Annotated in this window: 27 protein-coding genes, 1 tRNA gene and 1 pseudogene; 15 read left to right on the forward strand and 14 right to left on the reverse strand. The window is 64.8% G+C overall.

The window, feature by feature from the left end; translation table 11 throughout:
- Positions 1-164: 164 nt before the first annotated feature.
- The 6 genes from copC to C0V72_RS10875 are packed head-to-tail and all read right to left on the reverse strand — an operon-like array spanning position 165 to position 4,425.
- A complete protein-coding gene (gene copC / locus C0V72_RS10850) occupies positions 165-545 on the reverse strand; it encodes a copper homeostasis periplasmic binding protein CopC (RefSeq protein ID WP_101794159.1) in 381 nt (126 codons plus the stop codon).
- 23 nt (positions 546-568) lie between these two features.
- On the reverse strand, positions 569-1,444 hold the full coding sequence (locus C0V72_RS10855; RefSeq protein ID WP_233999904.1) for a copper resistance protein B: 876 nt from the start codon (positions 1,442-1,444) through the stop codon (positions 569-571).
- Positions 1,441-3,159 (reverse strand): copper resistance system multicopper oxidase, encoded by a 1,719-nt coding sequence (locus C0V72_RS10860; RefSeq protein ID WP_101794160.1) that lies wholly within the window; start codon positions 3,157-3,159, stop codon positions 1,441-1,443. The genes C0V72_RS10855 and C0V72_RS10860 overlap by 4 nt, the downstream gene beginning before the upstream one ends.
- A gap of 5 nt (positions 3,160-3,164) precedes the next feature.
- The gene (locus tag C0V72_RS10865; protein WP_101794161.1) at positions 3,165-3,737 is read right to left on the reverse strand and encodes an RNA polymerase sigma factor; all 573 of its coding nucleotides are present in this window, start codon (positions 3,735-3,737) and stop codon (positions 3,165-3,167) included.
- Positions 3,734-4,171 (reverse strand): periplasmic heavy metal sensor, encoded by a 438-nt coding sequence (locus C0V72_RS10870; RefSeq protein WP_101794162.1) that lies wholly within the window; start codon positions 4,169-4,171, stop codon positions 3,734-3,736. The genes C0V72_RS10865 and C0V72_RS10870 overlap by 4 nt, the downstream gene beginning before the upstream one ends.
- Positions 4,168-4,425, reverse strand: a complete 258-nt coding sequence (locus C0V72_RS10875; RefSeq protein ID WP_101794163.1) for a hypothetical protein — start codon at positions 4,423-4,425, stop codon at positions 4,168-4,170. Before C0V72_RS10875 ends, C0V72_RS10870 begins: the two co-directional genes overlap by 4 nt.
- Positions 4,426-4,862: 437 nt before the next feature.
- On the opposite strand from C0V72_RS10875, the gene C0V72_RS16245 reads away from it, so the two are divergent.
- The gene (locus tag C0V72_RS16245) at positions 4,863-5,843 is read left to right on the forward strand and encodes a hypothetical protein (RefSeq protein WP_143704575.1); all 981 of its coding nucleotides are present in this window, start codon (positions 4,863-4,865) and stop codon (positions 5,841-5,843) included.
- 371 nt (positions 5,844-6,214) lie between these two features.
- Here the strand turns inward: C0V72_RS16245 and C0V72_RS10890 are convergent, their stop codons facing one another.
- Both C0V72_RS10890 and C0V72_RS10895 read right to left on the reverse strand, forming a co-directional pair.
- A complete protein-coding gene (locus C0V72_RS10890) occupies positions 6,215-6,628 on the reverse strand; it encodes a holin family protein (protein ID WP_101794166.1) in 414 nt (137 codons plus the stop codon).
- Positions 6,629-6,697: 69 nt separating this feature from the next.
- The gene (locus tag C0V72_RS10895) at positions 6,698-7,615 is read right to left on the reverse strand and encodes an HpcH/HpaI aldolase/citrate lyase family protein (RefSeq protein ID WP_233999905.1); all 918 of its coding nucleotides are present in this window, start codon (positions 7,613-7,615) and stop codon (positions 6,698-6,700) included.
- 132 nt (positions 7,616-7,747) lie between these two features.
- Between C0V72_RS10895 and C0V72_RS10900 the strand changes: the two genes are divergently transcribed.
- From C0V72_RS10900 to C0V72_RS16620, 3 genes and pseudogenes are all read left to right on the forward strand, one after another.
- Positions 7,748-8,260, forward strand: a complete 513-nt coding sequence (locus C0V72_RS10900; protein WP_172438998.1) for a (2Fe-2S)-binding protein — start codon at positions 7,748-7,750, stop codon at positions 8,258-8,260.
- Positions 8,260-10,527: a xanthine dehydrogenase family protein molybdopterin-binding subunit gene (locus C0V72_RS10905; protein ID WP_101794200.1), complete on the forward strand. Its 2,268-nt coding sequence runs from the start codon at positions 8,260-8,262 to the stop codon at positions 10,525-10,527. Before C0V72_RS10900 ends, C0V72_RS10905 begins: the two co-directional genes overlap by 1 nt.
- Positions 10,460-11,011, forward strand: a pseudogene (locus tag C0V72_RS16620) (nucleotidyltransferase family protein); the annotation flags it as partial. The gene C0V72_RS10905 and the pseudogene C0V72_RS16620, both read left to right, overlap by 68 nt.
- Before the next feature lie 23 nt (positions 11,012-11,034).
- Here the strand turns inward: C0V72_RS16620 and C0V72_RS10915 are convergent.
- On the reverse strand, positions 11,035-12,039 hold the full coding sequence (locus C0V72_RS10915) for an XdhC family protein (protein WP_101794168.1): 1,005 nt from the start codon (positions 12,037-12,039) through the stop codon (positions 11,035-11,037).
- 107 nt (positions 12,040-12,146) lie between these two features.
- A tRNA-Pro gene (locus tag C0V72_RS10920) sits at positions 12,147-12,223 on the reverse strand.
- A 201-nt stretch (positions 12,224-12,424) separates the two neighbouring features.
- Here C0V72_RS10920 and yajC point away from each other — a divergent pair.
- The 3 genes from yajC (at position 12,425) to secF (ending at position 15,414) form a co-directional block, all read left to right on the forward strand.
- Complete coding sequence (gene yajC / locus C0V72_RS10925) at positions 12,425-12,754, forward strand: preprotein translocase subunit YajC (protein ID WP_101794169.1); 330 nt, start codon at positions 12,425-12,427, stop codon at positions 12,752-12,754.
- Positions 12,755-12,823: 69 nt separating this feature from the next.
- Positions 12,824-14,422: a protein translocase subunit SecD gene (secD, locus tag C0V72_RS10930; protein WP_101794170.1), complete on the forward strand. Its 1,599-nt coding sequence runs from the start codon at positions 12,824-12,826 to the stop codon at positions 14,420-14,422.
- Positions 14,423-14,436: 14 nt separating this feature from the next.
- Entirely contained in the window at positions 14,437-15,414 is a 978-nt protein-coding gene (gene secF, locus C0V72_RS10935; RefSeq protein ID WP_101794171.1) for a protein translocase subunit SecF, read from the forward strand.
- 30 nt (positions 15,415-15,444) lie between these two features.
- On the opposite strand, the gene C0V72_RS10940 is transcribed toward secF, so the two are convergent.
- Together C0V72_RS10940 and C0V72_RS10945 are read right to left on the reverse strand one after the other, a co-directional pair.
- Positions 15,445-16,623, reverse strand: coding sequence for a glycosyltransferase (locus tag C0V72_RS10940; RefSeq protein ID WP_101794172.1), 1,179 nt, complete (start codon positions 16,621-16,623; stop codon positions 15,445-15,447).
- A 25-nt stretch (positions 16,624-16,648) separates the two neighbouring features.
- Complete coding sequence (locus C0V72_RS10945; protein WP_101794173.1) at positions 16,649-17,227, reverse strand: helix-turn-helix transcriptional regulator; 579 nt, start codon at positions 17,225-17,227, stop codon at positions 16,649-16,651.
- A gap of 128 nt (positions 17,228-17,355) precedes the next feature.
- On the opposite strand from C0V72_RS10945, the gene C0V72_RS10950 reads away from it, so the two are divergent.
- Positions 17,356-17,835, forward strand: coding sequence for a DUF6456 domain-containing protein (locus tag C0V72_RS10950; RefSeq protein WP_101794174.1), 480 nt, complete (start codon positions 17,356-17,358; stop codon positions 17,833-17,835).
- Positions 17,836-17,867: 32 nt separating this feature from the next.
- On the opposite strand, the gene C0V72_RS10955 is transcribed toward C0V72_RS10950, so the two are convergent.
- Positions 17,868-19,700 carry an ABC-F family ATP-binding cassette domain-containing protein gene (locus C0V72_RS10955; protein ID WP_101794175.1) on the reverse strand — a complete coding sequence of 611 codons (1,833 nt, stop codon included), beginning with the start codon at positions 19,698-19,700 and terminating at the stop codon, positions 17,868-17,870.
- Between the two features lie 115 nt (positions 19,701-19,815).
- Between C0V72_RS10955 and C0V72_RS10960 the strand changes: the two genes are divergently transcribed.
- The 7 genes from C0V72_RS10960 to C0V72_RS10990 all read left to right on the forward strand — a co-directional run bounded on the left by C0V72_RS10960 (position 19,816) and on the right by C0V72_RS10990 (position 25,289).
- Positions 19,816-20,559, forward strand: a complete 744-nt coding sequence (locus C0V72_RS10960) for an SIMPL domain-containing protein (protein WP_101794201.1) — start codon at positions 19,816-19,818, stop codon at positions 20,557-20,559.
- Positions 20,560-20,607: 48 nt separating this feature from the next.
- Positions 20,608-20,916 (forward strand): PepSY domain-containing protein, encoded by a 309-nt coding sequence (locus C0V72_RS10965; protein WP_101794176.1) that lies wholly within the window; start codon positions 20,608-20,610, stop codon positions 20,914-20,916.
- A gap of 122 nt (positions 20,917-21,038) precedes the next feature.
- Positions 21,039-21,716, forward strand: coding sequence for a response regulator transcription factor (locus tag C0V72_RS10970; RefSeq protein WP_101794177.1), 678 nt, complete (start codon positions 21,039-21,041; stop codon positions 21,714-21,716).
- Between the two features lie 58 nt (positions 21,717-21,774).
- Positions 21,775-23,193 (forward strand): sensor histidine kinase, encoded by a 1,419-nt coding sequence (locus C0V72_RS10975; RefSeq protein ID WP_101794178.1) that lies wholly within the window; start codon positions 21,775-21,777, stop codon positions 23,191-23,193.
- Between the two features lie 90 nt (positions 23,194-23,283).
- The gene (locus C0V72_RS10980) at positions 23,284-23,901 is read left to right on the forward strand and encodes a sigma-70 family RNA polymerase sigma factor (protein WP_101794179.1); all 618 of its coding nucleotides are present in this window, start codon (positions 23,284-23,286) and stop codon (positions 23,899-23,901) included.
- Complete coding sequence (locus C0V72_RS10985; RefSeq protein WP_101794180.1) at positions 23,898-24,827, forward strand: hypothetical protein; 930 nt, start codon at positions 23,898-23,900, stop codon at positions 24,825-24,827. The genes C0V72_RS10980 and C0V72_RS10985 overlap by 4 nt, the downstream gene beginning before the upstream one ends.
- 87 nt (positions 24,828-24,914) lie before the next feature.
- Entirely contained in the window at positions 24,915-25,289 is a 375-nt protein-coding gene (locus tag C0V72_RS10990) for a hypothetical protein (RefSeq protein WP_101794181.1), read from the forward strand.
- Here the strand turns inward: C0V72_RS10990 and C0V72_RS10995 are convergent.
- Positions 25,286-25,594, reverse strand: a complete 309-nt coding sequence (locus tag C0V72_RS10995; RefSeq protein ID WP_101794182.1) for a chorismate mutase — start codon at positions 25,592-25,594, stop codon at positions 25,286-25,288. The genes C0V72_RS10990 and C0V72_RS10995 overlap by 4 nt on opposite strands.
- Positions 25,595-25,615: the final 21 nt, after the last annotated feature.

Consider the following 25,615-nt stretch of genomic DNA (forward strand, 5'->3'; position numbering starts at 1 on the left):
ATCGTCTGCCTCTCTCGGATCAGGCGCTACGCCTGTCGTTCTACATCACCCTCGCCGCCAGCGCCCCTCCCGCGAAGCGGGTTCGTGCACCGACCCCGAAACCGTCATTGGCAGAGCGGCTTGAGGATTGTTCGAAGTGAACAGTTTCGGGGTGGTGGCTGCTCTCACGTCACGTTGAAGGTCACAGTCCCGTTCATCCCATGCCCGTCCGCAGCGGCGGCCTGCCAGCGCACTTCGTAGGTGCCGGCGGGCAGCGGCTTTCTGAGAGTCAGGGTCATGGTCTTACCCCCATCCGACCAGCTTGCGGTGAAATTGCGGATCGGCATTTCGCCATGGTCCGCCATGCCCGGCATCGCGGTCATGACGATGCTGGCCGCCGCCGTGGCCGGATCGACGGGCTGGCTGAAGGTCAGGGTGATGGCCTTGGGCGCCTTGGCTTCAGCGCCCGCAGCGGGCGTGGATGCCGTCAGCTGAACATGGGCCAGCAGCGCGGCAGGCGCGAGCGCCGAGAGGGCAAGGGCAGCGAAAAAGGCTGGGATGCGCATGGGTGATCTCTCCTTCAATGTGATCAGAACCAGAAACGGATGCCGACCAGAAGGCTGGTCGCGGATCGGTCTTCGCCGCGCGCGCGGGCGAAAGCGGCGCTGCGTCCAGTGTGCCAGGATTGTTCGATGCCGACATAGGGGGCGAATTCGCGGGCGATCTCGTAGCGCAGCCGCGCGCCGACCTCGATCTGGTCAAGCCCGGTGCCGATGCCGAGTTGGGGAATGTTTTGCGCCGAAAAGTTCGCCTCGATGCGGGGCTGGAGGATGAGGCGCTGAGTGATGCGCTGGTCGATTTCGGCCTCGATGCGTGCCGTCAGGTCGCCGCGGGTGCTCAGGAACAGCGCGGCGTCGACTTCGAACATGTAGGGCGCAAGGCCCTGCACGCCGATCACCGCATGGGTCGTGTCTGGCCCGGCGATGTCGTGCCGAACGCCTGCCTGCACGTCCCAGAAGGGCGCGAAGGCTTTGGCGTAGAGCGCCTGGGCCTCGGCGTCCTCGGGATTTTCGCCAAATGCACCTTCGCCCTCGCTCTTGAACCACAGCCGCTCGGTCGGGCCGCCGTAATAGCCTTGAATGTCCCACAGGTATATGGCCGCGCCATCGCGCACCTGCGCCTCCGCCCGGTCACCCTGGAACCATAATACCGGGAAGTCGCCGTGGGTGCGGCGCAAATCTTCGCGCGAGGCGGCCATGGCTTCGATGCCCCAGATGGCATCGGCAGCGCGCGGCGGGCCGCTGCCGGCGGCGGTAGGGGGCGGGGTTTCCATGGTCGGGCCGGGGGATGCTGGCGCAGGGGACGCTGGCTTTTCCATATCGCTCATATCGGGCCCTGCGTGCGGGTCTTGCGCGCCGACCGGCGATGCGGCGAGCAGGACGACAGAGAACAGAGCTGTTTTCACAGCCCCCCCTCGGGCCCCATAACCGTGACGGTCTGCATCATCCCGCCGTGCATGTGGTAAAGCAGGTGACAGTGAAACGCCCAGTCGCCCGGTTCATTGGCGGTGAGATCGAACTGCGCGCTCGCCCCGGGCTGGACGATGACGATGTTCTTCCTCGGTTGGTGGGCGGCATCCTCGCCATTGACCAGCGTGAAGAACATCCCATGCAGGTGGATCGGGTGCGCCATCATGGTGTTGTTGACGAGCTTCACCCGCACCCGCTCGTTCCACGCGAACCGGATCGGCCTGTCGCGAACGGTGGAATACATCTCCCCGTCGAACGACCACATGTAGCGCTCCATATTGCCGGTAAGGTGCAATTCGAGCAGGCGGGTGGGCGTGCGCGTATCGCGGTTCGGTTCCAGCGCCGAGAGCATCCGGTAGGTGAGCACGCGGTGCCCCACATCGCGCAGGCCAAGCCCCGGATCGCCCAGCTTGTCGACCGGGGCCATGGAGACCATGTCGATCCCCGGCCCCACCTTCACATCGGGCGGCAGCAGCAAGGTGTCGCGCATTTTCATGCCCGCCATGCTGTGCCCGCCATCGCCATGGTTCATGCCCATGTCGCCCATGTCGAGCAGGGGCGGCTTGCGCGGCGGCGGAATGGGCGCACGCGCGCCGGGGCGGCTTGCCAGCGTGGCGAGCGCCATGCCGGAACGATCCATGCTCTCGGCAACGATCGTGTAGGCTTCGCCGCGCGGTTCCACGATCACGTCGTAGGTTTCCGCCGTGCCGATTTGGAACTCGTCCACCTCGACCGGTTTCACGTTCTGGCCGTCAGCGGCGATCACTGTCATGGCGAGGCCGGGGATGCGCAGGTTGAAGAAGGTCATCGCCGAACCGTTGATGACGCGCAGCCGCACCCGCTCGCCCGGGTTGAAGAGATATTCCAGTCCCTCCTTCGGCCCGCGCCCGTTGGCGAGGTAGGTGTAGGTCGACCCGGTCACATCGGCGATATCGGTCGCTGGCATGCGCATTTCGGCCCACATCCGGCGATCCTCGGCGGAGAGCGGGTAATCATCGGTCCAGGCGGTCTGCTGGTAGTTGAAATAGCCTTCCCCCTTCCGCAGTCGGTCCATGATCTTGTGGGGGTGGAGCGGGGTGAACTCGCTCAGGAGGAGAATATAATCGCGGTCAAATTCCGCCGGCTCCGCGCCTGCCGGATCGATGATCAGCGGGCCATAATGCCCCTGCTGCTCCTGAAGGCCTGAATGCGAATGATACCAGTAGGTGCCCGCCTGCCGCACCGGGAATTCGTAGGTGAAGGTCTGGCCCGGCCTGATCCCCGGAAAGCTGATCCCGGGCACGCCGTCCATGTGGAACGGCACCAGCAGTCCGTGCCAGTGGATCGAGGTGTCCTCGGCGAGATGGTTGGTGACGTTGAGGCGAACGGTCTGCCCCTCCTTCAGACGGATCAGCGGGCCCGGAACGCTGCCGTTGACGGCAATGCCGTGCCCCTTGCGCCCCTGCACCACGCGCGGGCCGTGGCCCACCGCAAGGTCGATCGCCATGCCCGACACTTCATCAAAGCCGACGCGGATCGGCGCGCCGCCTTGCATGCTGTGCCCCGAACCGCCCAAGGTATGCCCCTGTGCCCAGGCAGGCAGCGCGGCAAAGGCCGAAGCGGCCCCCGCTCCGGCAAGCAGGCGGCGACGGGTAACAGGTGGAGTGGTCATGCCCCCTATACGCGGGGGTGCGGGTCACCCCTCACCAGCTGCGACAATTTCTGCCGCGCCCGATAGAGGCGGGTCTCCACCGCCTTGGCGCTGATCCCCAGTGCCTCGGCGGTCTCCTGCTGATTGAGGCCTTCGATCGTGCGCAGGATCAGCACCTCCTTCAACGAGGAAGGCAGCTCGGCAATGGCGCGAGCGGTGGCCACCAGTTCGTCCCTGCTCGCGACCCGCGCTTCGGGAGAGGGCGCATCATCGGCAATCCAGTCGGCCGCAAGCTCGGGCAAGGGCAGGCCGAGGAACCGACGCACCGCCCGTCGCCGCGCCCGGTCGCGGCACTTGTTCAGCGTGATCGCGGCGATCCATCCGCGAAACGGTCGCGCCGGATCATAGCGCGAAAGCGCGCCGAAGGCTGCAACAAAGGCCTCCTGCGTGATGTCGAACGCCTCGTCAGCATCGCCCGTCGCGCTGCGCGCAAGGCGATAGACTGCCTCGCGGTGGCGCTCCACCAGAGCACGCGCAGCCTGCGCCTCGCCCGCCAGTGCCCCGCGAACCAGCGCCGCATCCGGATTGTCGCTGCTCACTGGCCCGTTTGCGCAAGGCTTTCGGCGACCGCCGCATCGAACTTCGCCTGCTGGTCGGCACGCAGGATTGCCCGCATCGCAAAGATGTGTTCGAGCGTCGCCTTCTGAAGTTCGCCCATGGCCACATGGGTCGCATCGACCGCTGCCGAGACGCGCGGGCCATACTGGTGCTCGGCCGCAATCGCTTCTGCCAGCTGGGCATTATCGGCCTTGAGCCGTGTCTCTAGCACTGTGCGTCTGGCGGCGAAATCCCGCTCCAGCGCCTCAAGCGCGCGTTCCTGTGCCGGGTCAAGATCAAGCCCCTCATGCATCAGCGCGTGGAGCTCTGCCCCGCTGTGATGCGCTTGGGGCTGCATCATGCGTCCGATCCAGACCCCGACCAGAGCCAGTGCGACCACCGCAACAGCAGCCATCACAAGGGCGCGCAGGCTCATGGCTGCCCCAGCGCGATCAGCGGCGTCAACGATGGCGCGGGGCCAAAGGCAACCAGTGGAGTTTCCGCTCGTGTCTCTCCGGACAGGCCGCTGACCACTCCGATGCCAAGCGCCGCAAGCATGGCTACACCCAGCGTGGTGCGCGCCCGCAGTGCCTCAACCCGCGCCTGCGTCGCCAGCGCAGCGCCGTCGATTGCAGCGAGCCCGGGCACCGGGACCGCAGACAGCCGCGCGAGATTGTCGTCGAGATCCATCACTTTTCTCCTGCGAGGTGTAATACGCAAGACGGCAGGAAACCCCTCACCCCTTCTGCTGCACAAAGCAATGGTTCGAGCGGATGATGGCTTGCGCCGCCCTAGAGCGGCCATTCGCCTATCCACCCATGACCGGCCATGCGCCGGGCCCCCGCGCGATCCTGAAAGCGGCATGTCGGCTCCGCTTCGCTTCTGGAAAAATCCTGCCGTTCAGCAAGCGACCCCGAAGCGGACACCCCCATCGGCCCTGAATTGAGATTACTGATGTTTTCGCAGGTCGGGCAATATTTGTTGTCGGCATGACGATCTCGGCGACGGGCGGCATCTATTGAATAAAGGCGCTGTCCGAAGTAGTCGAAGCCCGAAAAAATGCATCGCGCTAAGCCTCGGAGTGAGCGCAATTCGAAGCTCGACGACAGCGGAACCCAAGGGAACGCATGAGAGGCGTGAAGCGTTGTAAAGGCATGTTATTCCGTCTTGCAATCGCCGCGCTGCTGGCTGAGTTGCCTGCCATGGCAGGGGCGCAGAATGGTCCCTCTCTAGCCCCAACTCAGGCAGATGAACTGTTGCTGCCTCCCGATCACATCATCCGCGTCAAGGTAAACGGCGTGCCAATGCGCCTCCTCGTCACGGCGGAAGCCGACGGTCCTATGCATGTCAATCCCGCAGTTGCGGTCCGTCTCAATTGGAAGGCGCAAATTGCGGGCACCCATTATGTTCATAATATTAACGACTTCCTTTACCTCCTCGCTCGTTACCGAACAGTCGATATCGAGGGCAAAAAGCAGAAGATACTAGTAATGTGGAGTACCCAGCCAATTACCGACGTGGCGGATGGGGTGATTGGCATTCACCATCTGCCCTACAATCTGGTGACCTTCCCGCTGGGCCCTCCAATCGGGGACCAGACTGTGCAGCGCCTCCCCTTGAAGCAGTTTGGTCGGCGCTTCAACGACACCGTCGGTACCGAACTGGATGCAGACGGTGAAAAATTCAAAGTGTTCTTTGGGCACAGATTGGCCAACAATCTTGTCACCGCGCCATCAGCAAACTTCCTCGCCTCGCGCTTCGGCGGCGGCTTCATTCCCGGTAGCGATAGCGAAGTGGCGATCGATTACGACATCAAGCGCCCGGTACGGATGATGAAGCTCGCCCGCCCGCTAAAGCTCGGCGATATACTGATCGATCATTTCTCGGTCCGGTATCGTGATTGGGGAAATACCAACAAAGTGGCTGAGATAGGACCCGACGATCCGCCCTTCGATCCCAACGAGATCATAGTCTGGGATAGCAAGCGACGCGGACGGCCCGATTTTTATACCAGCATTGGCCGGAACCAGATCGCGCATTGTTCACAGATTACCTACGATTTCGAACTGCGTGAGATCCGCCTGACATGCGGCGCCCTGCCCAAGTGATCGCGCCGGCACGTCCGCTTAGGAATTCGCGTTTGCCGCAATCCGCTTTAGCACGCCAGATGCGGATGGCAGAACCCGGGCCACGCTATCATTTGCTCGCCCCTCGATGTGCCCGCGTTGGGTGGCACACGCCATAACCTTACACTAAAGGGTTTAGCCGACTGGGATGAAAGTCTGATCTACAAGCGGTAGATTGGCATCAAGAAAGCCGCAAAGCAGACATTCGCCTTACCACCCACTTGCGGTCATTGGGCACTTTTGCGTCATTTTCTAAAAGCGGACATGTGAGCAGGGCGTCGTTCCGCCCCCTTGACCTTCACCGGAACCACGGCGATCTATCTTAAGGCATTGAAAATCAACAGTATGTAGCTCTACCTGTCGGTTCCACGGGCCTTCCCCCACTGCCGCGCCGCCGTATATCCCAGATAACCAGTGCCAAACAGCGCATAAAGCGGCTCCGGCAGACCGGCGAGATAGGCGTTCATCCCTGCTGCAATGTCGCGCGCGGCCATCGGGTGGAGGGCGCTCAGCACCCCCATCGGCAGGGCAGCGAGCAGCAGGATATACATCACATACAGAAAGCTCGGCCGGGCGCGGCTCGTCCAGGGGTCGGCGGAATTGGCCTCGGCGACGATGGCTTGAAGTTGCGCCTCGATCATGCGCATTTCCTGCGTGCCTTCGAGCGCGATCAGTTCCAGCTTGGCCTTGGCCCGGGCCTCCTTGTCCGGAATGATCTTGTCGATGATCGAGGCGATGGGGCCAATGAGGGCATCAATAAGGGCCATAGTGCGCTCCTGATTGCGTGAGTCGCGCCATAAATGACCACATAGGTTAAAGTAGGAAACTCATTTAACCTAACCCTCGCCCGCCTCAGCCAGCAGCCGCTCCGCCAGTGCCAGATGGGGCCGGTCGAGCATCGCGCCGTCCAGCGCCACCACACCTGCGCCGGGGTGATCGGCAAAGGCCTGCACCACGTTGCGGGCATGGGCCAACTCCTCAGCGCTCGGGGTGAAGGCTGCGTTGATCGGATCGACCTGCGCCGGGTGGATTGCCAGCATCCCGGCAAAGCCCTGCGCCCGCACCCGCCGCGCGCGGGCCGCCAAGGCCTCAAGATCGCGGAATTCGGGCTGCACGGTCTCGATTGGTGCTACCCCTGCCGCCGAAGCGCCGATCAGGCACAGGCTGCGCGCCATTTCGTAGGTATGGGCATACTCGCCGTCCGGCCCGCGCTGTTCACGCGCGCCCAGCGCCGAGGACAAGTCTTCTGCACCCCAGCTCATGGCGACCAGCCGGGCGCGGCCCGGATAATCGCCTGCATAGTCCCCGGTGCGGAACATTGCCGCCGCCGTCTCGGTCACCAGCGCTGCAATCAATGTGCGGCCCTGCGGGATGCCGTTCGCAGCCTCCAGCGCAGTGAGATAGTGGTGCAGCCGGGTAATGTCCTGCGCACCTTCCGCTTTGGGCAGGAACACGCCACCGGGCTGCGCGGGGATCACGGCGACCAGATCGGCGATGCAATCGGCGGTGCTAACGGGGTTGATCCGCACCCACAGCCGCGCGCGGTTGTCGCTGGAAGCGATCATCTCGGCCACCATCGCGCGGGCCGCCGCCTTGTTTTGGGGCGACACGGAATCTTCAAGATCAAGCAGCGCAATATCGGCCGCGCCGCCAATGGCCTTGCCCATCTTCTTCTCGCTGTCGCCCGGCGCAAACAGCCATGACCGCATTTTGGGCAGGATTGGGCGGGTCAGGGCGGGGGCGGTGTGGGCCATCGGGATCATCCTCTTGTCGTTGCCATTCGCTTACGAAGGGCCGCTGCGGCCTGCAAGCCTGCGTCATTTGCCGGAGGGCAGGGATCGGGCGCGCCCGCGTCTTTCTGTTAGGCGGCGCGCCTACAGGTTGCTATGCGAGACGCAAATCAACCAGCGGGAGAGCCAGTCGTGGCAATCGCATTTTCGGTCAATGGCAAACCGGTGAGCGTGGAGGCTGATGCCGATACGCCGCTCTTGTGGGCCTTACGGGATGATCTCGGCATGACCGGGACCAAGTTTGGCTGCGGGATCGCGGCTTGCGGGGCCTGTTCGGTGCATATCGATGGCGCGATCGCCCGGTCATGCAGCGTGCCGGTCAGCGATGTTGCGGGCAAATCTGTGACCACGATCGAGGGGCTGAAGGCTGCCGACGGGACGCTCCATAGGGTTCAGCAGGCGTGGATCGATGCGCAGGTGCCGCAATGCGGCTACTGCCAGTCGGGCCAGATCATGGCGGCGGTGGCACTGATCGAGCAGGTCGGCTCGCCCAGCGATGCGCAGATCGACGAGGCGATGACCAATATCTGCCGCTGCGGCACCTATCCGCGCATCCGTACCGCGATCCTCGCGGCGACAGGCGCAGCCGCTCAGACGGGAGAGGCATGATGGCTGATAATCCGACGCCCGATCTCGATATTCCTGAAGCCATCCAGCCCGAGGCCAAGCCGCGGAAGAAAGGCGTGAAGCGCCGGATCTTCCTCGCCGGCAGCGCGCTGCTGGTAGGCGGCGGCATTTTTGGGGTCTGGTGGACCGACAGCAGCGTCAAGGCCAAAGCCAAGGCACTCACCGTCGGCCCGGGCGAGCACGGTTTTCAGACATGGATGAAGATCGCCGAGGACGACACGGTCACCCTGTTCTCGCCGCATATCGATTTTGGCCAAGGCTCGCACACGGCGCTGGGTCAGATGCTGGCAGACGAACTGGATGCCGACTGGACCCGGTTAAAGATCGAACAGGCCCCGGCTGATCTCAGCTTTGCCAATATTGCGCTGGGCAAAGGCTTCCTGCCCGAGATTGTCGGCGAGGCGGTTGCCGGATTGTTGCCGGATGCCATCATCGGCATGCTGGTGCGTTCCATGCCTTTGATGATTACCGGCGGTTCATCCGCGATCCGCTTCACTGGCGAAGTCGGCATGCGCAAGACCGGCGCCGCGGTGCGCGCAGCGCTGATCGCGGAAGCGGCAGACCGGCTCGGTGTTCCGGCGGACGAGCTGACCACGGCGGACAGCAAAGTCACTCACGCCAAATCGGGCCGCAGCCTGCGCTATGGCGAGCTGGCGGCGGGCGCTGCCACGCGCTCGCTCAGCAGCGATCCGGTGCTCAAGACCCGCGACCAGTGGAAGCTGATCGGCCAACCCGTGCCGCGGCGCGACATTCCGGCCAAGGTTGACGGCAGCGCTGTTTACGGGATCGACTTTACGCTTCCCGATATGCGGGTCGCCACCATTGCATCGGCTCCCGTGCGCGGCGGTAAACTGGAATCGGTAGACGAAGCTCCGGCGCTGGCGGTCAAGGGTGTCGAAAAGGTCGTGAAGCTTGATGACGCGGTGATCGTGGTCGCCAAAGGCTATTGGCAGGCGCAAAAAGGCCTTGCCGCGCTGTCGCCAAAGTTCACCGATGGCGGCCATGCGGCGGTCTCCACGTCCGCGATTTACGCTGCGCAGGAAAAGCTGCGCAAGGCGGGCGGGGAGCCTGACAATCAGGGCGGCGATGGCGATGTCGATGCGGCCTTCGGAGCAGCCGACGCCAAGGTGATCGAAGCGGATTACCGCGTCCCCTTCCTCCACCATGCGATGATGGAGCCGTTTGCGCTCACCGGCCATTTCAAGGACGGCACGCTCCACCTGTGGGGCGGGCTGCAAGACCCGCTCAGCACCCGCACCAAGGCCGCCAAAGCCGCGGGGCTTGATGTCGACAAGGTCGTCTTCAACCCGATGATCATGGGCGGAGGCTTTGGCCGGCGCTTCCCCGATCTGGTCGAGATCATCGATCAGGTCGCGGTGCTGGCCAAGCAGGTGCCCTATCCGGTCAAACTGATTTGGAGCCGCGAACAGGATGTCCGCACCGGCACTTATCGCCCGCAATCTTCGGCAGGGCTGAAAGCCTCGCTCAAGGACGGGGCGATTACCGGCTGGCGCAGCGATTACGTGCAAAGCGGCAATGCCGAAGGCGAAGTGCCGTTCATCTACAACATCCCGGCAACCTCGCGCCGCCATTTCGCCTATCAGTCGAACCAGATTGACGGGCCGTGGCGGTCGGTGAATGCGACCCAGATGGGCTTTTACACCGAAAGCTTCATGGACGAACTGGCCGCTGCCGCAGGCGAGGAACCCTATCGCTTTCGCCGCAAACATCTCGCGCCCGGATCGCGCCATATCGCGGTGCTTGACGAAGTGGCCAAGCGCTCGAACTGGGACAGCCCGCTGCCTGACGGCGTTGGCCGGGGTATCGCGATCGTCGAAAGCTTCGGCACAATCGTTGCCGAGGTGATCGAGGTGAGCCTGAAGGACGACGGCACCCCCAGGATATTGAAAGCCTTCGCGGTGGTCGATTGCGGCACCACGGTGAACCCCCTCAATGCCGAGGCGCAGATCATGGGCGGCCTGATCATGGGCCTGTCGTCAGCGATGGGCGAACAGATCACGCTCGACAAGGGCGCGGTGATGCAGAGCAATTTCAGCGATTACCCGATCCTCAAGCTCGCCGATGCGCCGCCGCAGGTCGATGTTCATTTCATCGAGAGCGGGGCGAAGACCGGCGGGATTGGTGAGCCGGGCCTGCCACCCGCATCGCCCGCGCTGGCCAATGCCATCGCTGCTGCCAGCGGCAAACGGATCCGAAATCTGCCGCTGGTCGATCAGGCCAAGGCGTAAATTGCAGGGCTGGTCGGCGCTGATCCTTGCCGGCGGGGCAGGGCGGCGCTTTGGCGGGGGGAAGCTTACCGCTAACCTTGCCGGCGTGCCGATCATCCGGCGCGTGGTGGCGGCAGTCTCGGCGGCTGGCTTTGCCGAGGTCTTGGTCGTGACCGGCGCTGACGAGGCAGGCGTTCGCTCCGAACTGGCTGGGATGGATGCGCGCTTCATCCATGCGCCGGATTGGGCCGAGGGCATGGCCGCCACCCTGCGCGCCGGTATCGGTGCGCTTGCGCCAAGGGCTGATGGCGTGTGCGTGTTTCTGGGGGATATGCCGCTGGTTCAGGTGGCGGATTGCCCCGCGCTGATCATGGCCGCCGAACAATCGGGTTACGCTGCCCGCCCGCGGTATGAGGGCAAGCCTGCCCACCCGGTCGCCTTCACCCGCGCCGCTTTTGCCGATCTGATGGCGCTAGAAGGCGATCAGGGCGCAAACGCGCTGTTGAAGCAGCGCCCCCAAGTGGTGGCCTATCTCGATACGGCCGACAGCGGCGCACTGCTGGACATCGACACGCCCGCCGACCTTGCAGCCGCGACACGGGCGTGGAACGCCTGCGCGACCTCTGCCACCAGCGACAGCGCCACGTCGCGCGGGGCCTTGCCAAACCCGTAAAGCCCGATGGGTGAGTGCAGGCGCGCAATCGCGGCCTCGCTCACCCCATGCGCGCGCACCCGTGCCCTTCGCGCATCCAGCCGCGCGCGCGCGCCGATGGCGCCCACATAAAAAGCCTCGCTCTGCAAGGCTGCCGCAAGACCGCGCTCGTCATCGTCACGGTCGTGCGAAAGCACAGCGACTGCCGTCCAGCGATCGACGCCAATCGCGGTGAGCGCGGCCACCGGGTCATTGCGGCGATAGGCGATGCCGGCAAACGGCGGCTCGGCCGGTCCGCCGGGCGCGATCAGCGCCACTTGCCAGCCCATCTCCAGCGCCAGGGCCGCCGCGCTTAAGGCCGCGCCATCCTCGCCCACCAGCACCAACCGCAGGGGCGGGGTGTAGAGGCGGGTGTAACGCGCCCCGTCCCAGGTATCGCAAGGCGCCTCGTCGCTTGGGGCGGCAAAGCGCGCGCGTCCATCGCTCGACCATTGCACCGGACGCCGCGCATCCCAGCCTTCCAGCATGGCCGCGACGGCCGGTTCGTCCGCCGCGACCGGCTCAACCAGCACGGAGATCCCCGATCCGCAGGCGAGTTTGATATCGATCCACGGACTGCCCTCGCCATAGCGCAGCAGCCGCGGCGCGCCTGTCGCCAGCGCCTCGCGCCCATGCCGCGCCACATCAGCCTCGATGCAGCCGCCCGACAGGAAGCCCCAATCATAATCCTCGGTGATGAGCATCTGCGCGCCCACATCGCGCGGAGCCGAGCCGTCCACCTCCACCAGCGTTGCTAGTGCAAACCGTTCGGGCACGCTCGGGCCGGCTCGTAAGGCAGCGCGAATATCGTCAATGGGGGCGGCAAGACGCCAGCGGCTCATGGAAAAAGGGCTTTCGTGACAGCAAGGCCACCAGCCTAACCCGCCCGCACCCCGCGCGCAATTGCTGGCGCGGCGCGGTGAGGGGGGTGGAAAAGGGGGAAAACCACTGGTCGGGACGAGAGGATTCGAACCTCCGACCCCCACACCCCCAGTGTGATGCGCTACCAGGCTGCGCTACGTCCCGTCACCAGTGGAGCGGGGCCTATAGGGTGCATGATTGGGGCTGGCAAGCGGGTTTGGGCGTGTTTGTTTTGTGATCGTGCTGCGCCAGCGATAGGTGGCCCAATCATTGCCGCACGCTTGCAATGCTGCTAGGCGCGCCCACTTGAACGGCCAAGGGCGTGACCCTTGCAAATCATTTACGGGATCCTGACGGGCTTTACCTATGACATTTGACCTTCTCGCCGCCGCTGGTGCGGGCGCTGCCGCCGAACCGCCGGCCTGGATCAGCTTTCTGCCCATCATCGGCATGATCGCGATCTTCTGGTTCCTGATCATCCGCCCGCAGATGAACCGCCAGAAAGAACATCAGGCCAAGATCGCTGGGGTCAAGAAGGGCGATCAGATCGTCACAGCGGGCGGCCTTGTCGGCAAGGTCATCAAGGTCGATGAAACCTATGTCGAACTGGAACTCGGCCCCAACGTACGGGTGAAGGCGATCAAGGCCACGCTTGGCGATATCATTCCGCCGGGCGGCAAGCCGGCCAACGACTGATTGTCCGGGCGCGCCGATTGTGACCGGTTAGCCCGCCATTCTCCCCCTTGCGTGTGAGACCTTGACGCAATGCTTGACTTTCCCCTCTGGAAAAAGCTCAGCCTGTGGGCGGTTACGCTGGCGGCCTCGCTGCTGGCGTTGCCTTCGTTGGCCAATGTGGCAGGCCTCGATTGGCCGGCTGCGCTCCCGAACCCTCAGGTCAATCTCGGGCTTGATTTGGCCGGTGGCTCGCACCTCTTGCTCGAAGCCAAGGCCGGCGATGTGCGCGCCCAGCGGCTTGAAAACATGGAGGAGACCGTCCGCCAACTGATGCGCAATGCAAACCCGCGCATTCGCATCGGCGACGTGTCGACGGCCGATGGATCGCTGTCCTTCATGCTGGAAAGCGCCGGCGATATCGACCGGGCGCGCGGGCTGATCGAGCCGGTGATGCAAGGCCAGACCACAGTGCGCGAGTGGGAACTGAACGTGGTTGATGGCCAGCGCATGGTGCTGAGCCAGACCGACGCCGGGATCGAACAGGCCATTGACGATGCGATGGACAGCGCGACCGAAGTGGTCCGCCGCCGGATCGACGAACTTGGCACGCGCGAGCCGACGATCATTCGCCAGGGCAATACCCGCATCGTGGTGCAGGTGCCCGGCTTGCAGGATCCCGATGCGCTGAAGGACCTGCTGGGCCAGACCGCGCAGCTCGAATTCAAGCTGGTCGATCTCAACGCGCTACCGTCTAACGTGCAGGCCGGCATTGCACCCCCGGGTAGCGAGATTTTCCCCTTCGCTGGCGGCACGGCCGAACAGGGCGCAGCGATTGCCGTCCGGCGGTTGGGCGGTATTCGCGGTGACAATCTCACCGGCGCGCAGGCCGGGGTCGATCCGCAGAACAACCGCAGCGTCGTCAATATTGCCTTCGATGCGCAAGGCGGCGCCAAGTTTGCCAAGCTGACCACGGAGAACGTCGGCAAGCCGTTTGCAATCATTCTGGATGGCGAGGTGCTTTCCGCGCCCAATATCGACGAACCGATTGTCGGCGGGCGCGCGCAGATTTCGGGTAGTTTTACGCCGGAAACTGCAAATAATCTGGCAATTTCGCTGCGTTCGGGCGCGCTGCCGGTGCCGCTCGCGATTGTCGAGGAACGCACGGTCGGGCCTGATCTGGGCGCGGATTCGATCCGCAAGGGTCTGTTGGCGATGGGGATCGGCAGCCTTGCGGTGATCGCGCTGATGGTGGCAACCTATGGCCGCTTTGGCATTTATGCGACGGTCGCGCTGGTGTTCAACGTGCTGATGCTGCTGGGGCTGATGGCGCTGGGCGGTTTCACGCTGACCTTGCCGGGGATCGCGGGCTTCGTCATCACCATTGGCGCAGCGGTTGATGCCAACGTGCTCATCAACGAGCGTATTCGGGAAGAACGCGCGCGGGGCCGCAAGGTTATCGCTTCGGTCGAAACCGGCTACAAGGAAGCCAGCCGCGCGATCTGGGACGCCAACCTTACCAACGTCATTTCGGGCGTAGCGTTGTTCGCCTTCGGGTCGGGGCCGGTCAAAGGTTTTGCTGTGGTGCTGGTTATCGGCATTGTCACCTCGGTGTTCACCGGGGTGACGCTGACCCGCATGTTTGTCGCCGGGTGGCTGCGCAAGGCGCGCCCCAACGACATCACGATTTAAGGAGCAAGCCCGCCATGAAACTGCTCAAGCTTGTCCCTGACAACACCAATATCAAGTTCCTGAAACTGCGCGTTCCGTTCTTCGTGCTCAGCCTTGTGCTGATCTTCGGGAGCTGGGCGGCGGTGCTGGTCAACGGTCTCAATTTCGGGGTCGATTTTGCTGGTGGTCAGGAAGTGCGCATGACCTTTGCCCAGCGCGAGACGGCCCCGATCCCGCAATTGCGCGAGCTGGTGGGCGGCCTTGGCTATGGCGATCCGGTGGTGCAGGAGTTTGGCGGGCCGCAAACCGTCTCGATCCGCGTCGCCTTGCCCGAAGGGACCGAGAACACCCCCGGCGCTGCCACCGCCATCGGCGACAAGGTGATCGCCACAATCACCGCCGAATATCCCGACGCGCGCAAGGACGGCAACGACACCGTGTCAGGCAAGGTTGCGGGCGAATTCCGCAATCAGGCGATCCTCGCCTTGCTGGCAGCGATGGCAGCGGTCTCGCTCTACATCTGGATCCGGTTCGAATGGCAGTTCGGCGTCGGCGCGATGTTTGCGCTGGTGCATGACGTCTCGGTCACCGTGGGATTGTTCGCGCTGACCCAGATGGAGTTCAGCTTGCAGATCGTGGCGGCGATCCTTGCGATCATCGGCTATTCGCTCAATGACACCATCGTCGTCTATGACCGCATCCGCGAGAACCTGAAGAAATACCGCAAGATGCCGATGTTCGAACTGCTCGACCTGTCGGTGAACGAAACGCTGGCGCGCACAGTGATGACCTCGCTGACGCTGTTCGTGGCGCTGATCCCGCTGCTGATTTTCGGCCCGCCGAGCCTGTTCGGCATGGTTGCAGCCATCACGGTGGGCCTGTTCATCGGCACCTATTCGAGCGTGTACATGGCTGGGCCGTTGCTGATCTGGATGGGCGTTACATCAAACAGCTTCGTGCCAGCAGAAAGCCCGACAGACCGGCAGGAAAAGCTCGCGCGCGGAGAAGGGTAAGCCCGCCGCACCGCGGCAGGCTGGCGCGCCTTAGCCGGCAAGCTGGGCGTAATGATCGGCCAGGGCCGCGGCATTGGCGTCCCAGCTGAAATGGTCGGTGAGGGCCGCCACGGCCGCGCGCGGGGGGGGATCGGCAAGAACCGCCTTGATCCCGGCCGCCACCGCCTGCCAGTTGCGCTCCACCAGCCGCCCGGCCGTATCGCAGGCAATCAGCTCGCGCGCGCCGCCGACATCGCAGGTCACCACCGGAGTGCCGCAGGCGAGCGCTTCGACCCAGGCATTGGCAAGGCCTTCGCTGACCGTGGGCAACACCATCACATCCGCCGCTGACAGGATCAGCGGCATCAGATCATGATCGAGCGATCCGGTAAAATGCACCCGTTCGGCCACGCCTTCGCTGGCGGCCAGCGCGCGCAGGCGGCCTTCGTCCTCGCCCTTGCCGATCAGCACCAGCCGCGCGCCGGGAAGGTCGCGCAGCGCGGTGATGGCGATCCCCTGACCCTTGCGTTCAATCAGCGCGCCGACACAGGCCAGCAGCGGCGCATTGTCGGGCATGGCAAAGCCCAGTTCCTCGCTCAGCTGGCGGCGCAATTGCAGGTGGTCGAAGGGTCGGAACCGGTCGCGATCCAGCCCGGTGTAATGCACCGTGATCTTGCCCGCATCCATCCCCATCGCTGCCATCTGTCCTGCCAGATCACGGCTGACGGCAAGCAGGCCGGTGGCGGCCCGGGCTGCGTCCAGCATCTGCGCGCGCGCAAAGCCCTGTTCGCCCCAAAAGCTGATATCGCTGCCCCGCGCCTTGATCGACAGCGGCAGGCCCAGCGGCCCGGCAATCTGCGCAGCGGCAGGGCCATCGGGGAAGAAGAACTGCGCACCGATGACATCGATCGGCGTCTCGGCATGGATGCGCTGCACCAGCGGCAGCGCCGCGCGCGCGATGGCCGCGGCATTGCGGCGCACACCGATGCGCGGGATCAGCGTAAAGCGCGGGCGGTGGACGATGATGCCGCCTTCCTCGCTCACCTCGGGCAGGTCGGCCAAGGGCCGGTACCGCCCCAAAGCCAGCGGCGGCAAGCCGATCGGATTGACCAGCGTCACGCGCCAATCGCCGCGCCGCGCCAGCGCCTCCAGCGACCGCGCAACGAATGTGCCGAAGCGCGGATTGACCGGATTGGGATAGAGCGTGGAAAGGGCAAGGACGTGTTTCACGGGCAGCTTCCTATCTGCGCGCCGGTTAAAGCGGCCTGACCAGCATGAAGGCGACCGCGATCCAGGGCGGGTTGTCGACCACCACCTGTTTCTGCCCTGCGCCGGGTGGCAGCAGGCCGACAAGGCTGCCGCGCCGGTCGATCAATCGGCCAAAGGCAAAGCGCCCGCCGGGCTTGGGCAGCAGACAGTCGCGGTTTATGGCGCTGGCTGCATCGGCCGGGTCAAGCGGGCGCAACCACAACAGATCGCCGGGACGATATTCGCCCACACTTTCGCGCACGGCCAGCACCAGCGGGGCCGGGCCTTCCTCGGCGGCAAAATCGCTCGGCAGCAAGGCTTCGCGCGGGGCGGTGAGCGCTTCGGGGCCGGCGGCGGCGAGTTCGGCCACGATCTGCGCTGTCGCGGCGGCCTTGGCCCGCATCAGCGCGGCCGGTTCCACCGCCAGCGCGGCGGCGATCCGGTTCATCCAGGTGAGCGACAGCTGGCGCATCCCCGTCTCAAGCCGACCGATGGTTTGCGCGGTCGTGGGCGGATCGCAGGCCGCGGCCAGATCGGCCAGTGTCAGGCCCTTGGCCTTGCGGATGTCGCGGATGCGATTGGTCATGTCACGCCCTCGTGTAGCAAGGCGGCGGGTGCACAAGAACGCGCCTCAATTAACCGAATTGGTTTTTGCTTTCCTACAGATGTGCGCGCTTGGCAAGTCTGGCGCACTATCCAAGCGGAGGAACCGATATGCCACGCCAACTCGCGAACCGCGAACTCACCCCCGAAGGCCCGCGCCGTGGCGCAATCAAGCGCGGCGCAAACCCGCGCCGATCCGTGACCGTCAACCTCGCCGAAAGCCCGCTGGCCTGGCTGCACGCGCGCGGGCATTTGTGCGACAGGCTGTATGATGCGGGCGAAGCGCTGCGCAGCGATTACGAACGCGCACAGCTTTCCGCCAGCATCACCATGCGCTGGGATCCGGTGCGCGTGAAATCCACCGGCGAGCGGGGCCTGGCACCGAGCGAAAAGCAGATGGCCGCCCGCCAGCGCTTTGACGGCGCGATCCGCGCGGCGGGGCGGGGGCTGGATGATATCTTGTGGCGCGTGGTGTGCGCAGGCGAGGGCTTGCCCGAGGCCGAAAAGACGCTGGGCTGGCCGGTGCGTAGCGGCAAGCTGGTGCTGAAGATCGCGCTGGAACGCGTGGCCGAGTTTTACCGGATCACCTGAGGCTGGAGTAAGGCCGCAGTGCTCGGCGCGGCCTATCCTTCAACCTGTTCGGCCAGCATCAGCCAGCGTTCTTCGGCCGCATCCTTTTCGGCCCGCGCGTTGGCGATGCCCTGGCTGATCGTGGCAAACCGCGCTGGATCCTTGGCATAGAGCGCCGGGTCATTCAGCAGCGCTTCGCCTTTGGCGATCACGCTGTCCAGTTCGGCGATCCGGGCGGGCAGGATTTCATAATCGCGTTGGTCCTTGTAGGACAATTTTGCCGCCACTGCGGGCGGTTTTTCAGGGGCGTTTTGCGGGGTGTTTGCGCGGTTCAAGGCAGGGTTTGACCCCGGCTTGGCCCCGGTTTGCGGGGCTTTGCGCTTGGCTTCCCAATCGGCATAGCCGCCCGCCACAATATCCACCTTGCCCGACCCGTCGAGGCCAAGCGTGATGGTCACCGTGCGGTCGAGAAAGTCGCGGTCGTGGCTGACAATCAGCACGGTGCCATCGAAATCGGCGATCACTTCCTGAAGCAGATCAAGCGTTTCGAGGTCGAGATCATTGGTCGGCTCGTCCAGCACCAGCAGGTTGGCAGTGCGGGCAAATTCGCGCGCCAGCAGCAGGCGCGACCGCTCGCCGCCGGACAGGATGCCGATCTTGGTGTCGACCAGAGCGGGATCGAACAGGAAGTCCTTAAGATACGCCTGAACATGTTTGCGCACCCCGCGAACATCAATCCAGTCGCCCCCTTCAGCGAGGATTTGCCGCACTGTCGCGCCCGGCTCCAGCAGCTTGCGCTGCTGGTCGATCATCACGCCGGTCAGCGTGCGGGCGTGGGTTATGGTGCCGGTGTCAGGCTCCAGTTCCTTGGTGAGCAGCCGCAGCAGCGTCGTCTTGCCCGCGCCGTTCGATCCGACAATCCCGATGCGATCCCCGTTCTGGATCCGCAGTGAGAAGGGTTTTATGATCGCACGGTCACCGTAAGACTTTGAAATATTTTCAGCAACGATCACCGATTTCGACTTGAAATCATCATCGCTGGCGAGCTTCAGCTTGGCGGTGCCGGCCCCCGCAATCATCGAAGCACGCGCCGCGCGCATCTGATACAGCTTCTCCAGCCGGCCTTGGTTGCGCTTGCGCCGGGCGGTCACCCCGCGTTCGAGCCAATGCGCTTCCAGCTTCAGCTTGGCGTCCATCCGTTCGGCTGCGCGGGCTTCTTCGGCGTAGACCTGTTCTTCCCACGCCTCGTATCCGCCAAAGCCCACTTCCTTGCGCCGCAGGGTGCCGCGGTCGAGCCACAAGGTCGCGCGCGTCAGGCGGGTGAGGAAGGTCCGGTCGTGGCTGATGGTGATGAAGGCCCCGCGATACCGGCTGAGCCAGTCTTCCAGCCAATCGATTGCGCCCAGATCCAGGTGGTTGGTCGGCTCGTCCAGCAGGATCAGATCGGGATCCTGCGCCAGCGCCCGGGCAATGGCGGCGCGGCGCCGTTCCCCGCCGCTGGCGGTGTTGGCCGGGCGGGTCATATCGATGCCAAGCTGGCCGGCGATTGCCTCGACCTCGTGCAAGGCCGGTGCGTCATCGCCGCCAATCGCGAAGTCCATGAGCGTTTCAGCGCCTGCAAAATCAGGCTCTTGCTCCAGAAACACGATCCGCGTCCCCGGCTTGACCCGGCGCTGGCCGCGGTCTGCGTCGATCCGCTCCATCACCAGCCGCAGCAGCGTTGTCTTGCCCGCGCCATTGCGCCCGATCAGCGCCAGCCGATCACCGGGCAGCACGTGAAGATCAATCGGCGCTGCGCCAGTGGTGGGAGTGGGGCCGCCAAACAGCCAGCGCCCTCCCTGCTGGAGTGCGATGCCTTCAAGCGACAAGATCGGGGGCTGTGCCATGCGATGCGCCACCTAGGGGCTGGGCGGGCAAGCGGCAAGCCCGCGCGGCGGTTTGGTTCAGTCCTGCGAAAGCCGGGCCGTTGCACTAGCGCGGCGAACTGGAGGCTTACTGATGATGAAATCTGCTCTGATCCTGATCGCTGGCTCGGCATTGACGGTGCCCGCTGCGGCCGGCGCCGCGCCGCAGATTGACATTGCCGCGACCGGCCCGGTCGTCGAACTGAATGTCTACGAAAGTGTCGAGGTTGCCCCCGATCTGGCCACGATTGGTGCAGGTGTGACCACCGAAGCGCCCAGCGCGACCGAGGCGCTGCGCCAGAACTCGGCCGAGATGCAAAAGGTCATCGCGCGGATCAAGGCGCTGGGTGTGGCCGAGAAGGATATCCAGACCACCGGCATCAATCTCAACGCGCGCTATGATTACGACCAGCAGACCCAACGCCAGCTGTTTCGCGGCTATCAGGCGTCGAACCGCGTCAGTGTGATCCTGCGGGATATCGACGATACGGGCCGGGTGCTGGATGCGCTGGTCGAAGCGGGCGCGAATGATCTCAATGGACCGAACTTCAGCATTGATAACGACACCGCCGCCAAGGAAGCAGCCCGCAAGCGTGCGGTCGAACGGGCCAATGCGCAGGCCAAGGCCTACGCCGCGATGCTCGGCTACAGCGGCGCCAAAGTCTTGGCGATTGCCGAGGGAATGACAGGCGGTGGCCCGATGCCCGAGATGGCCAAAGCCCGCGGTGTCGCCGCGATGGCAGCGGATGCTGCGCCGGTGCAGCCTGGCATGGTATCGGCGGGGATCAACATCACGGTCACCTATGAACTGGTCGGCAACAGCGCTGCGTCCGCGCGGTGAGGCCATTCACGGCTTGTTCAATGGACTGGGCCTAGGCATGTCCGTGTGATGACAAAGCTTTCCTCTCTTTTGCTTGGCGCGCTTGGTGCTGCGATGCTGGCGGGCGCGCCTGCCGCGGCGCAGGATCAGGCGCGCGGCGATCAGGGTGAGGCGCGGCGCGAGGCGCAGGCGGGCAACATCATGCGCTCGGGCGAGATCGAGGCGCGGATTCTGCCGATGATGCGGGATGCCGAATACCTCGGCTTTGCTTACGATTCGACCGCGCGGGCTTACCGGCTCAAATTCATCAAGGATGGCCGTGTGACCTATCTCGATGTCGATGCCCGCACGGGCAAGATCATCGGCCGGTCACGCTGACGGTTGACCGGCATGCGCGATCAATGGGGGAAAGCCGCCCGATGGCCCGGCGGCGTTTGCTTGACGCTGGCCGCCCGAAAGCGCACGACCCGGCGCGGTAATTTGCAGGAAAATGGTGGATCATGCGCATTCTGATCGTCGAAGACGAACCGACCCTTGGCGCGCAGCTCAAGTCTACGCTGGAAGGGCAGGGCTATGCCGTCGATCTTTCGACCGATGGCGAGGACGGGCACTTCATGGGCTCGACCGAGGATTATGACGCGGTGGTGCTCGATCTGGGCTTGCCCGAGATTGACGGGCTGACCGTGCTGGGCATGTGGCGGCGTGAAGGGCGGGCCTTCCCGGTGCTGGTGCTGACCGCGCGCGATTCGTGGTCGGACAAAGTGGCCGGGCTCGATGCGGGCGCGGATGATTATCTCGCCAAGCCATTCCAGACCGAAGAACTGATCGCCCGCCTGCGCGCGCTGATCCGCCGCGCTTCGGGCAACACCTCGTCCGAACTGACGGCGGGCGACGTGCGGCTGGACACCCGGTCGGGCCGCGTTACGCTGGCCGGTGAGCCGGTCAAGCTCACCGCGCAGGAATACAAGCTGCTGAGCTACCTGATGCACCACAAGGGCAAGGTCGTCAGCCGCACCGAGCTGATCGAGCATATCTACGATCAGGATTTCGACCGCGATTCCAACACCATCGAAGTCTTCGTTACCCGCATTCGCAAGAAGCTGGGCGCAGACGTGATTACGACTATCCGTGGCCTCGGTTACAGCCTCGACGATCCCGCCGACCAGCCCCGCGCCTAAAGGCGCGCCTGAGGCTGGGCCCGACGCTGGGGCAGGCGGCAGCCATGCCTCTGCGGCTATGTCTGCGCCTGAAGCGTCGGCTGGGATAGGCGCGGTCATCGCAGAGCAGCCTCGCGCCAGCCTTGCGCGGCGCATGGGGCTGATCGCGGCGGCGTGGATTTTCGTTCTGCTGCTGGGCGGCGGGATCGCGCTGGAACGCACGCTGACCACGCAGGTCGAATCCAATTTCGACGAGCAGCTCGATTACATCCTCACCGCCATGATTGCGTCGGCGGAAATCGACGCCAGCGGCGAGGTTTATTTCTACCGCACCCTTGGCGATCAGCGCTTCCTTGAACCGGGTAGCGGGCTGTACTGGCAAATCAGCGGCGGCAATTACGAACCCTGGCCATCGCGCAGCCTGTGGGACCGCACCCTGAAGTTGCACGGCGTGGCAGCCAAAGGCGACACTTTCGACAGCGAGGTCCATTTCTACAATTCGGATCAATTCAGCGGCGAACCGCTGCGCATTGCCGAACGCACGGTGATCCTGCCCGGCAGCGAAACGCGCTGGACCTTTGCCGTCGCCAGCGCGACCGAGCAGATGGATACCCAGATCGGGCGGGTGCGGCTGATCCTGATCTGGAGCTTTGCGGTGCTGGGCCTTGGCCTGCTGGTGATGGCGCTGCTGCAAATCCGGTATGGCCTGTCGCCGCTGCGGCGCGTGCGCGCGGCGATCCAGAACCTGCGCACCACCGGGGCGGGCCGCATTACCGAGCCGCTGCCGCTGGAAGTGCAGCCGCTGGTCGAAGAACTGAACGGTCTGCTCGAACATTCCGAGCGCCAGGCTGAGGAAGCCCGCCGCCATGCGGGCAATCTGGCCCATGCATTGAAGACCCCGCTGACCGTGCTGACTAACGCTGCCACCGCCCGCGCGCCCGATCTGGGCGATGCGGTCATGCGCGAAACCCGCACGATGCAGCGCCATGTCGATCACCACCTCGCCCGCGCCCGCGCCGTCGGCCGCCGCGCGGTCGGCCATGCGCGCACCAATGTCATGCAGAGCGCCGAAGCCGTCCGGCGCGCGGTCGAACGGCTTTACCCTCAGGGCCGGCTGGATATTGCCGGATGCCGCAAGGCCGCTGTCGCGCTGGAACGGCAGGATCTGGACGAATTGCTGGGCAATCTGATCGAGAACGCGGCCAAATATGGCGGTGGCAGCGTGTTCGTGACGATCGACCCCGAAGATAGCGCCGTGCCGCGCGATCCCAAGATGTGCCTGATCTGGGTCGAGGATGACGGCAACGGTATCCCCGAAGCGGAACGCACCCGCATCTTCGATCGCGGGGTCCGGCTGGATACGGACAAGCCCGGAACTGGCCTCGGCCTTGCGATTGTGCGCGATGTGGCAGAAATCTACGGCGGCAGCGTGACCCTATCGGAAAGCGAGGATTTGGGCGGGCTGCTGGTCGAACTGCGCCTGCCGCGCGCAGATTGACACCTGCACGAAGGGTTTTTGCAAGGTCGGCGTTGTAAGGTCAATCATCCAGTCAGACCCTAACGCAAACGGGGCCTATTGCGCATACCTATGAACGCTAGTGGCCAGCCTTCGACCTCTGCTCTGCCCGTTGCGCCGCCGGGCGATGATGCGGCGTTGGCAGCGCGGCTGGCGGCGCGTGATCCCGAGGCGCTACGCGAAGTGATCGCCCACCATGCCGCCGTGCTCCACCGCACAGCCTTCCGCATGACCGGCGATGCGCACGAGGCCGAAGATATTGTGCAGGAAGCCTGCTTGCGATTGTGGGATCAGGCGCCGAAAATCGCTGCGCGCCATCCTCTTGGCAGGCAGCCTGCGGCGGCGCTGCGGCTGGGCGCGTGGCTGCAACGGGTGGTTACCAACCTTGCCATCGACCGCCTGCGCCGCGCCCGGCGGCTGGCGGACGGCGACGTGCCCGACCATGCGGACGAAGCGCCGCTCGCCGACCGATTGCTCGAGGCGGGAGAGCGCGATGACACCGCCCGTGCGCTAATCGCCGCGCTGCCTGAACGGCAACGCGCGGCAATTGTGCTGACCTATTACGAGGAGTTGTCCAATGCCGAAGCGGCCGAGGCGATGGAGCTGAACATCAAGGCCTTCGAAAGCCTGCTGCACCGCGCCCGCGCGGCCTTGCGCCAGGCGTGGACGGCGCAAGGAGGCGCGTCATGAGCGTGAATGAACAGGATCAGGGCGCGCCCATCGTGCCCGGCAGCCCCTTGGCCCGCGCGCTCGGCGAATACGCAGTGCCCGGCCTTTCCGCCGGTTTTGCCGACCGCGTCCTCGCGGCCGCCGAAACACGCCCGGCGCCGCTCCCCGATCTGCGCCGGCAACACGGCACGCGCGGCTGGCGGTGGGGGCGGGGGATTGCCATTGGCGTCGTTAGCTTCGGCGCGCTTGCCAGTGCGGCAGCAGCGACGGGGATGCTCGAACGCTTCGCAATCCCCGTGCCCTCTGCCCAAAAGGTCTGGGCGAGCCTTACGGGCAAGTCTGCTGCGGAGGCCGTTGCCAGCCCGTCTGCGCCCTCCCAGCCGGCGCGCCTTGCGCAGGCCAAGATCGCCGGCCCGATCGATACCCCCGAGGAACTCAGCGAAGCTTTCCGCCGGATCGATGACGTGCGCGAGCACCGCCGGGCCGTTCGCCGCGATCGCGTCGACCAGCGCATCGCAAGCGCGATCGAACGCCGCCAGGCCGCCGGCTTGCCTGCGCTGACACCCGAGGAGGAAGCCGCGCTACGCGCCAAAATCACCGCCGCGCAGGCCCGGCGCGATCAGCTCGCCAATGATCGTATCGCCGCCCGGCGCGAAGACCTGCAACGCAAGGTTGAAAGCGGCGAGGCGCTGACCCGCGAGGATATTGTGCGCCCCGCGCCGGAGGATGCCGACGCTCCGGAACGGCGCGAGCGGTTGCGGCAGTGGCGGGGCCTCTCGCCGGAACAGCGGCGCGAGGCTCTGCGCCAACTTCCGCTCGAAGAACGGCGCGCGCTGATCGAGAACTATCGCACGCGCCGCACCGGGGATGCTCCGCGCGTGCCGCAAACGCCTGTTGAGGCTGAAACGCCGGCCCAATTCGAAACCCCTGCCGTTCCCGCAGACTAGGGCAGCGCGCAAGGCGCGGGCAGTTCAGTTGCGGTTCACACCGCGCAGGCGATTGAAACGCAACCACAAAGCCGGAGAAGCACTGGCATGATCGCGGTCCGCTCAAGCATGATAATTGCCGCCGCAGCCGTGCTGAGCGGTTGCGCTTCGGCGGATTCGCTCGAATACGGGCGCACCGTGTTCCACAATCCTTACGCCGCTCCGGAGATCGACCGCACGGGGGTGGGGCCGCAATGCGAGGTGGATCTCGGGCGCGATGCCACGTGTCTCAACGGCGCGGTCATTCGGGGGCGGCGCGGGCGGACCGCCATCCTCAGCAATGGGGAGACCGTGCGCCTTACCCGCGTACAGGCACGGTTGCTTCGCCAACAGGCTGACTTGCGGGAGGCGCAGCGCAATCTGCCGCCACAGCCCGCTCCACCGCCGCCGCCAATCGCACAAGACGGCAGCGATCAGCCCTAGCCAGCGGCTGCGCGTTCGTGGTGGCGGATCACTTCCTCGATGATGAAGCGCAGGAACTTTTCGGAAAATTCCGGATCAAGGTCGGCATCTTCCGACAGCTTTCTCAACCGCGCGATCTGGCGGGCCTCGCGGTCGGGATCGGCCGGGGGCAGGGTGGCCTTGGCCTTGTATTCCCCGACCGCCTGCGTGATCCGGAACCGTTCGGCCAGAATGTGGATCAGCGCGGCATCGATGTTGTCGATGCTTTTGCGGAAGGCGGCCAGGACCGGATCGGGCGCGGCTGATGTTTGCGTGTTGTCGGACATGGCCCGCGAAACTAGCAGCAA

The sequence above is a fragment of the Porphyrobacter sp. TH134 genome, assembly GCF_002855495.1.
Lineage (GTDB): Bacteria > Pseudomonadota > Alphaproteobacteria > Sphingomonadales > Sphingomonadaceae > Erythrobacter.

Bases quoted from the DNA above. Each gene is read 5' to 3' on its own strand.
- C0V72_RS10955 (WP_101794175.1), bottom strand. From the start codon at position 19,700: ATGGCACAGCCCCCGATCTTGTCGCTTGAAGGCATCGCACTCCAGCAG.
- C0V72_RS10980 (WP_101794179.1), top strand. From the start codon at position 23,284: ATGAACGCTAGTGGCCAGCCTTCGACCTCTGCTCTGCCCGTTGCGCCG.
- C0V72_RS10970 (WP_101794177.1), top strand. From the start codon at position 21,039: ATGCGCATTCTGATCGTCGAAGACGAACCGACCCTTGGCGCGCAGCTC.
- C0V72_RS10960 (WP_101794201.1), top strand. From the start codon at position 19,816: ATGAAATCTGCTCTGATCCTGATCGCTGGCTCGGCATTGACGGTGCCC.
- C0V72_RS10995 (WP_101794182.1), bottom strand. From the start codon at position 25,594: ATGTCCGACAACACGCAAACATCAGCCGCGCCCGATCCGGTCCTGGCC.
- yajC (WP_101794169.1), top strand. From the start codon at position 12,425: ATGACATTTGACCTTCTCGCCGCCGCTGGTGCGGGCGCTGCCGCCGAA.
- C0V72_RS10860 (WP_101794160.1), bottom strand. From the start codon at position 3,159: ATGACCACTCCACCTGTTACCCGTCGCCGCCTGCTTGCCGGAGCGGGG.
- C0V72_RS10890 (WP_101794166.1), bottom strand. From the start codon at position 6,628: ATGGCCCTTATTGATGCCCTCATTGGCCCCATCGCCTCGATCATCGAC.
- C0V72_RS10875 (WP_101794163.1), bottom strand. From the start codon at position 4,425: ATGGATCTCGACGACAATCTCGCGCGGCTGTCTGCGGTCCCGGTGCCC.
- C0V72_RS10985 (WP_101794180.1), top strand. From the start codon at position 23,898: ATGAGCGTGAATGAACAGGATCAGGGCGCGCCCATCGTGCCCGGCAGC.
- C0V72_RS10870 (WP_101794162.1), bottom strand. From the start codon at position 4,171: ATGAGCCTGCGCGCCCTTGTGATGGCTGCTGTTGCGGTGGTCGCACTG.
- C0V72_RS10950 (WP_101794174.1), top strand. From the start codon at position 17,356: ATGCCACGCCAACTCGCGAACCGCGAACTCACCCCCGAAGGCCCGCGC.
- C0V72_RS16245 (WP_143704575.1), top strand. From the start codon at position 4,863: ATGAGAGGCGTGAAGCGTTGTAAAGGCATGTTATTCCGTCTTGCAATC.
- C0V72_RS10965 (WP_101794176.1), top strand. From the start codon at position 20,608: ATGACAAAGCTTTCCTCTCTTTTGCTTGGCGCGCTTGGTGCTGCGATG.
- C0V72_RS10975 (WP_101794178.1), top strand. From the start codon at position 21,775: ATGTCTGCGCCTGAAGCGTCGGCTGGGATAGGCGCGGTCATCGCAGAG.
- secD (WP_101794170.1), top strand. From the start codon at position 12,824: ATGCTTGACTTTCCCCTCTGGAAAAAGCTCAGCCTGTGGGCGGTTACG.
- C0V72_RS10915 (WP_101794168.1), bottom strand. From the start codon at position 12,039: ATGAGCCGCTGGCGTCTTGCCGCCCCCATTGACGATATTCGCGCTGCC.
- C0V72_RS10900 (WP_172438998.1), top strand. From the start codon at position 7,748: ATGCGAGACGCAAATCAACCAGCGGGAGAGCCAGTCGTGGCAATCGCA.
- secF (WP_101794171.1), top strand. From the start codon at position 14,437: ATGAAACTGCTCAAGCTTGTCCCTGACAACACCAATATCAAGTTCCTG.
- C0V72_RS10905 (WP_101794200.1), top strand. From the start codon at position 8,260: ATGGCTGATAATCCGACGCCCGATCTCGATATTCCTGAAGCCATCCAG.
- C0V72_RS10945 (WP_101794173.1), bottom strand. From the start codon at position 17,227: ATGACCAATCGCATCCGCGACATCCGCAAGGCCAAGGGCCTGACACTG.
- copC (WP_101794159.1), bottom strand. From the start codon at position 545: ATGCGCATCCCAGCCTTTTTCGCTGCCCTTGCCCTCTCGGCGCTCGCG.
- C0V72_RS10990 (WP_101794181.1), top strand. From the start codon at position 24,915: ATGATCGCGGTCCGCTCAAGCATGATAATTGCCGCCGCAGCCGTGCTG.
- C0V72_RS10895 (WP_233999905.1), bottom strand. From the start codon at position 7,615: ATGGCCCACACCGCCCCCGCCCTGACCCGCCCAATCCTGCCCAAAATG.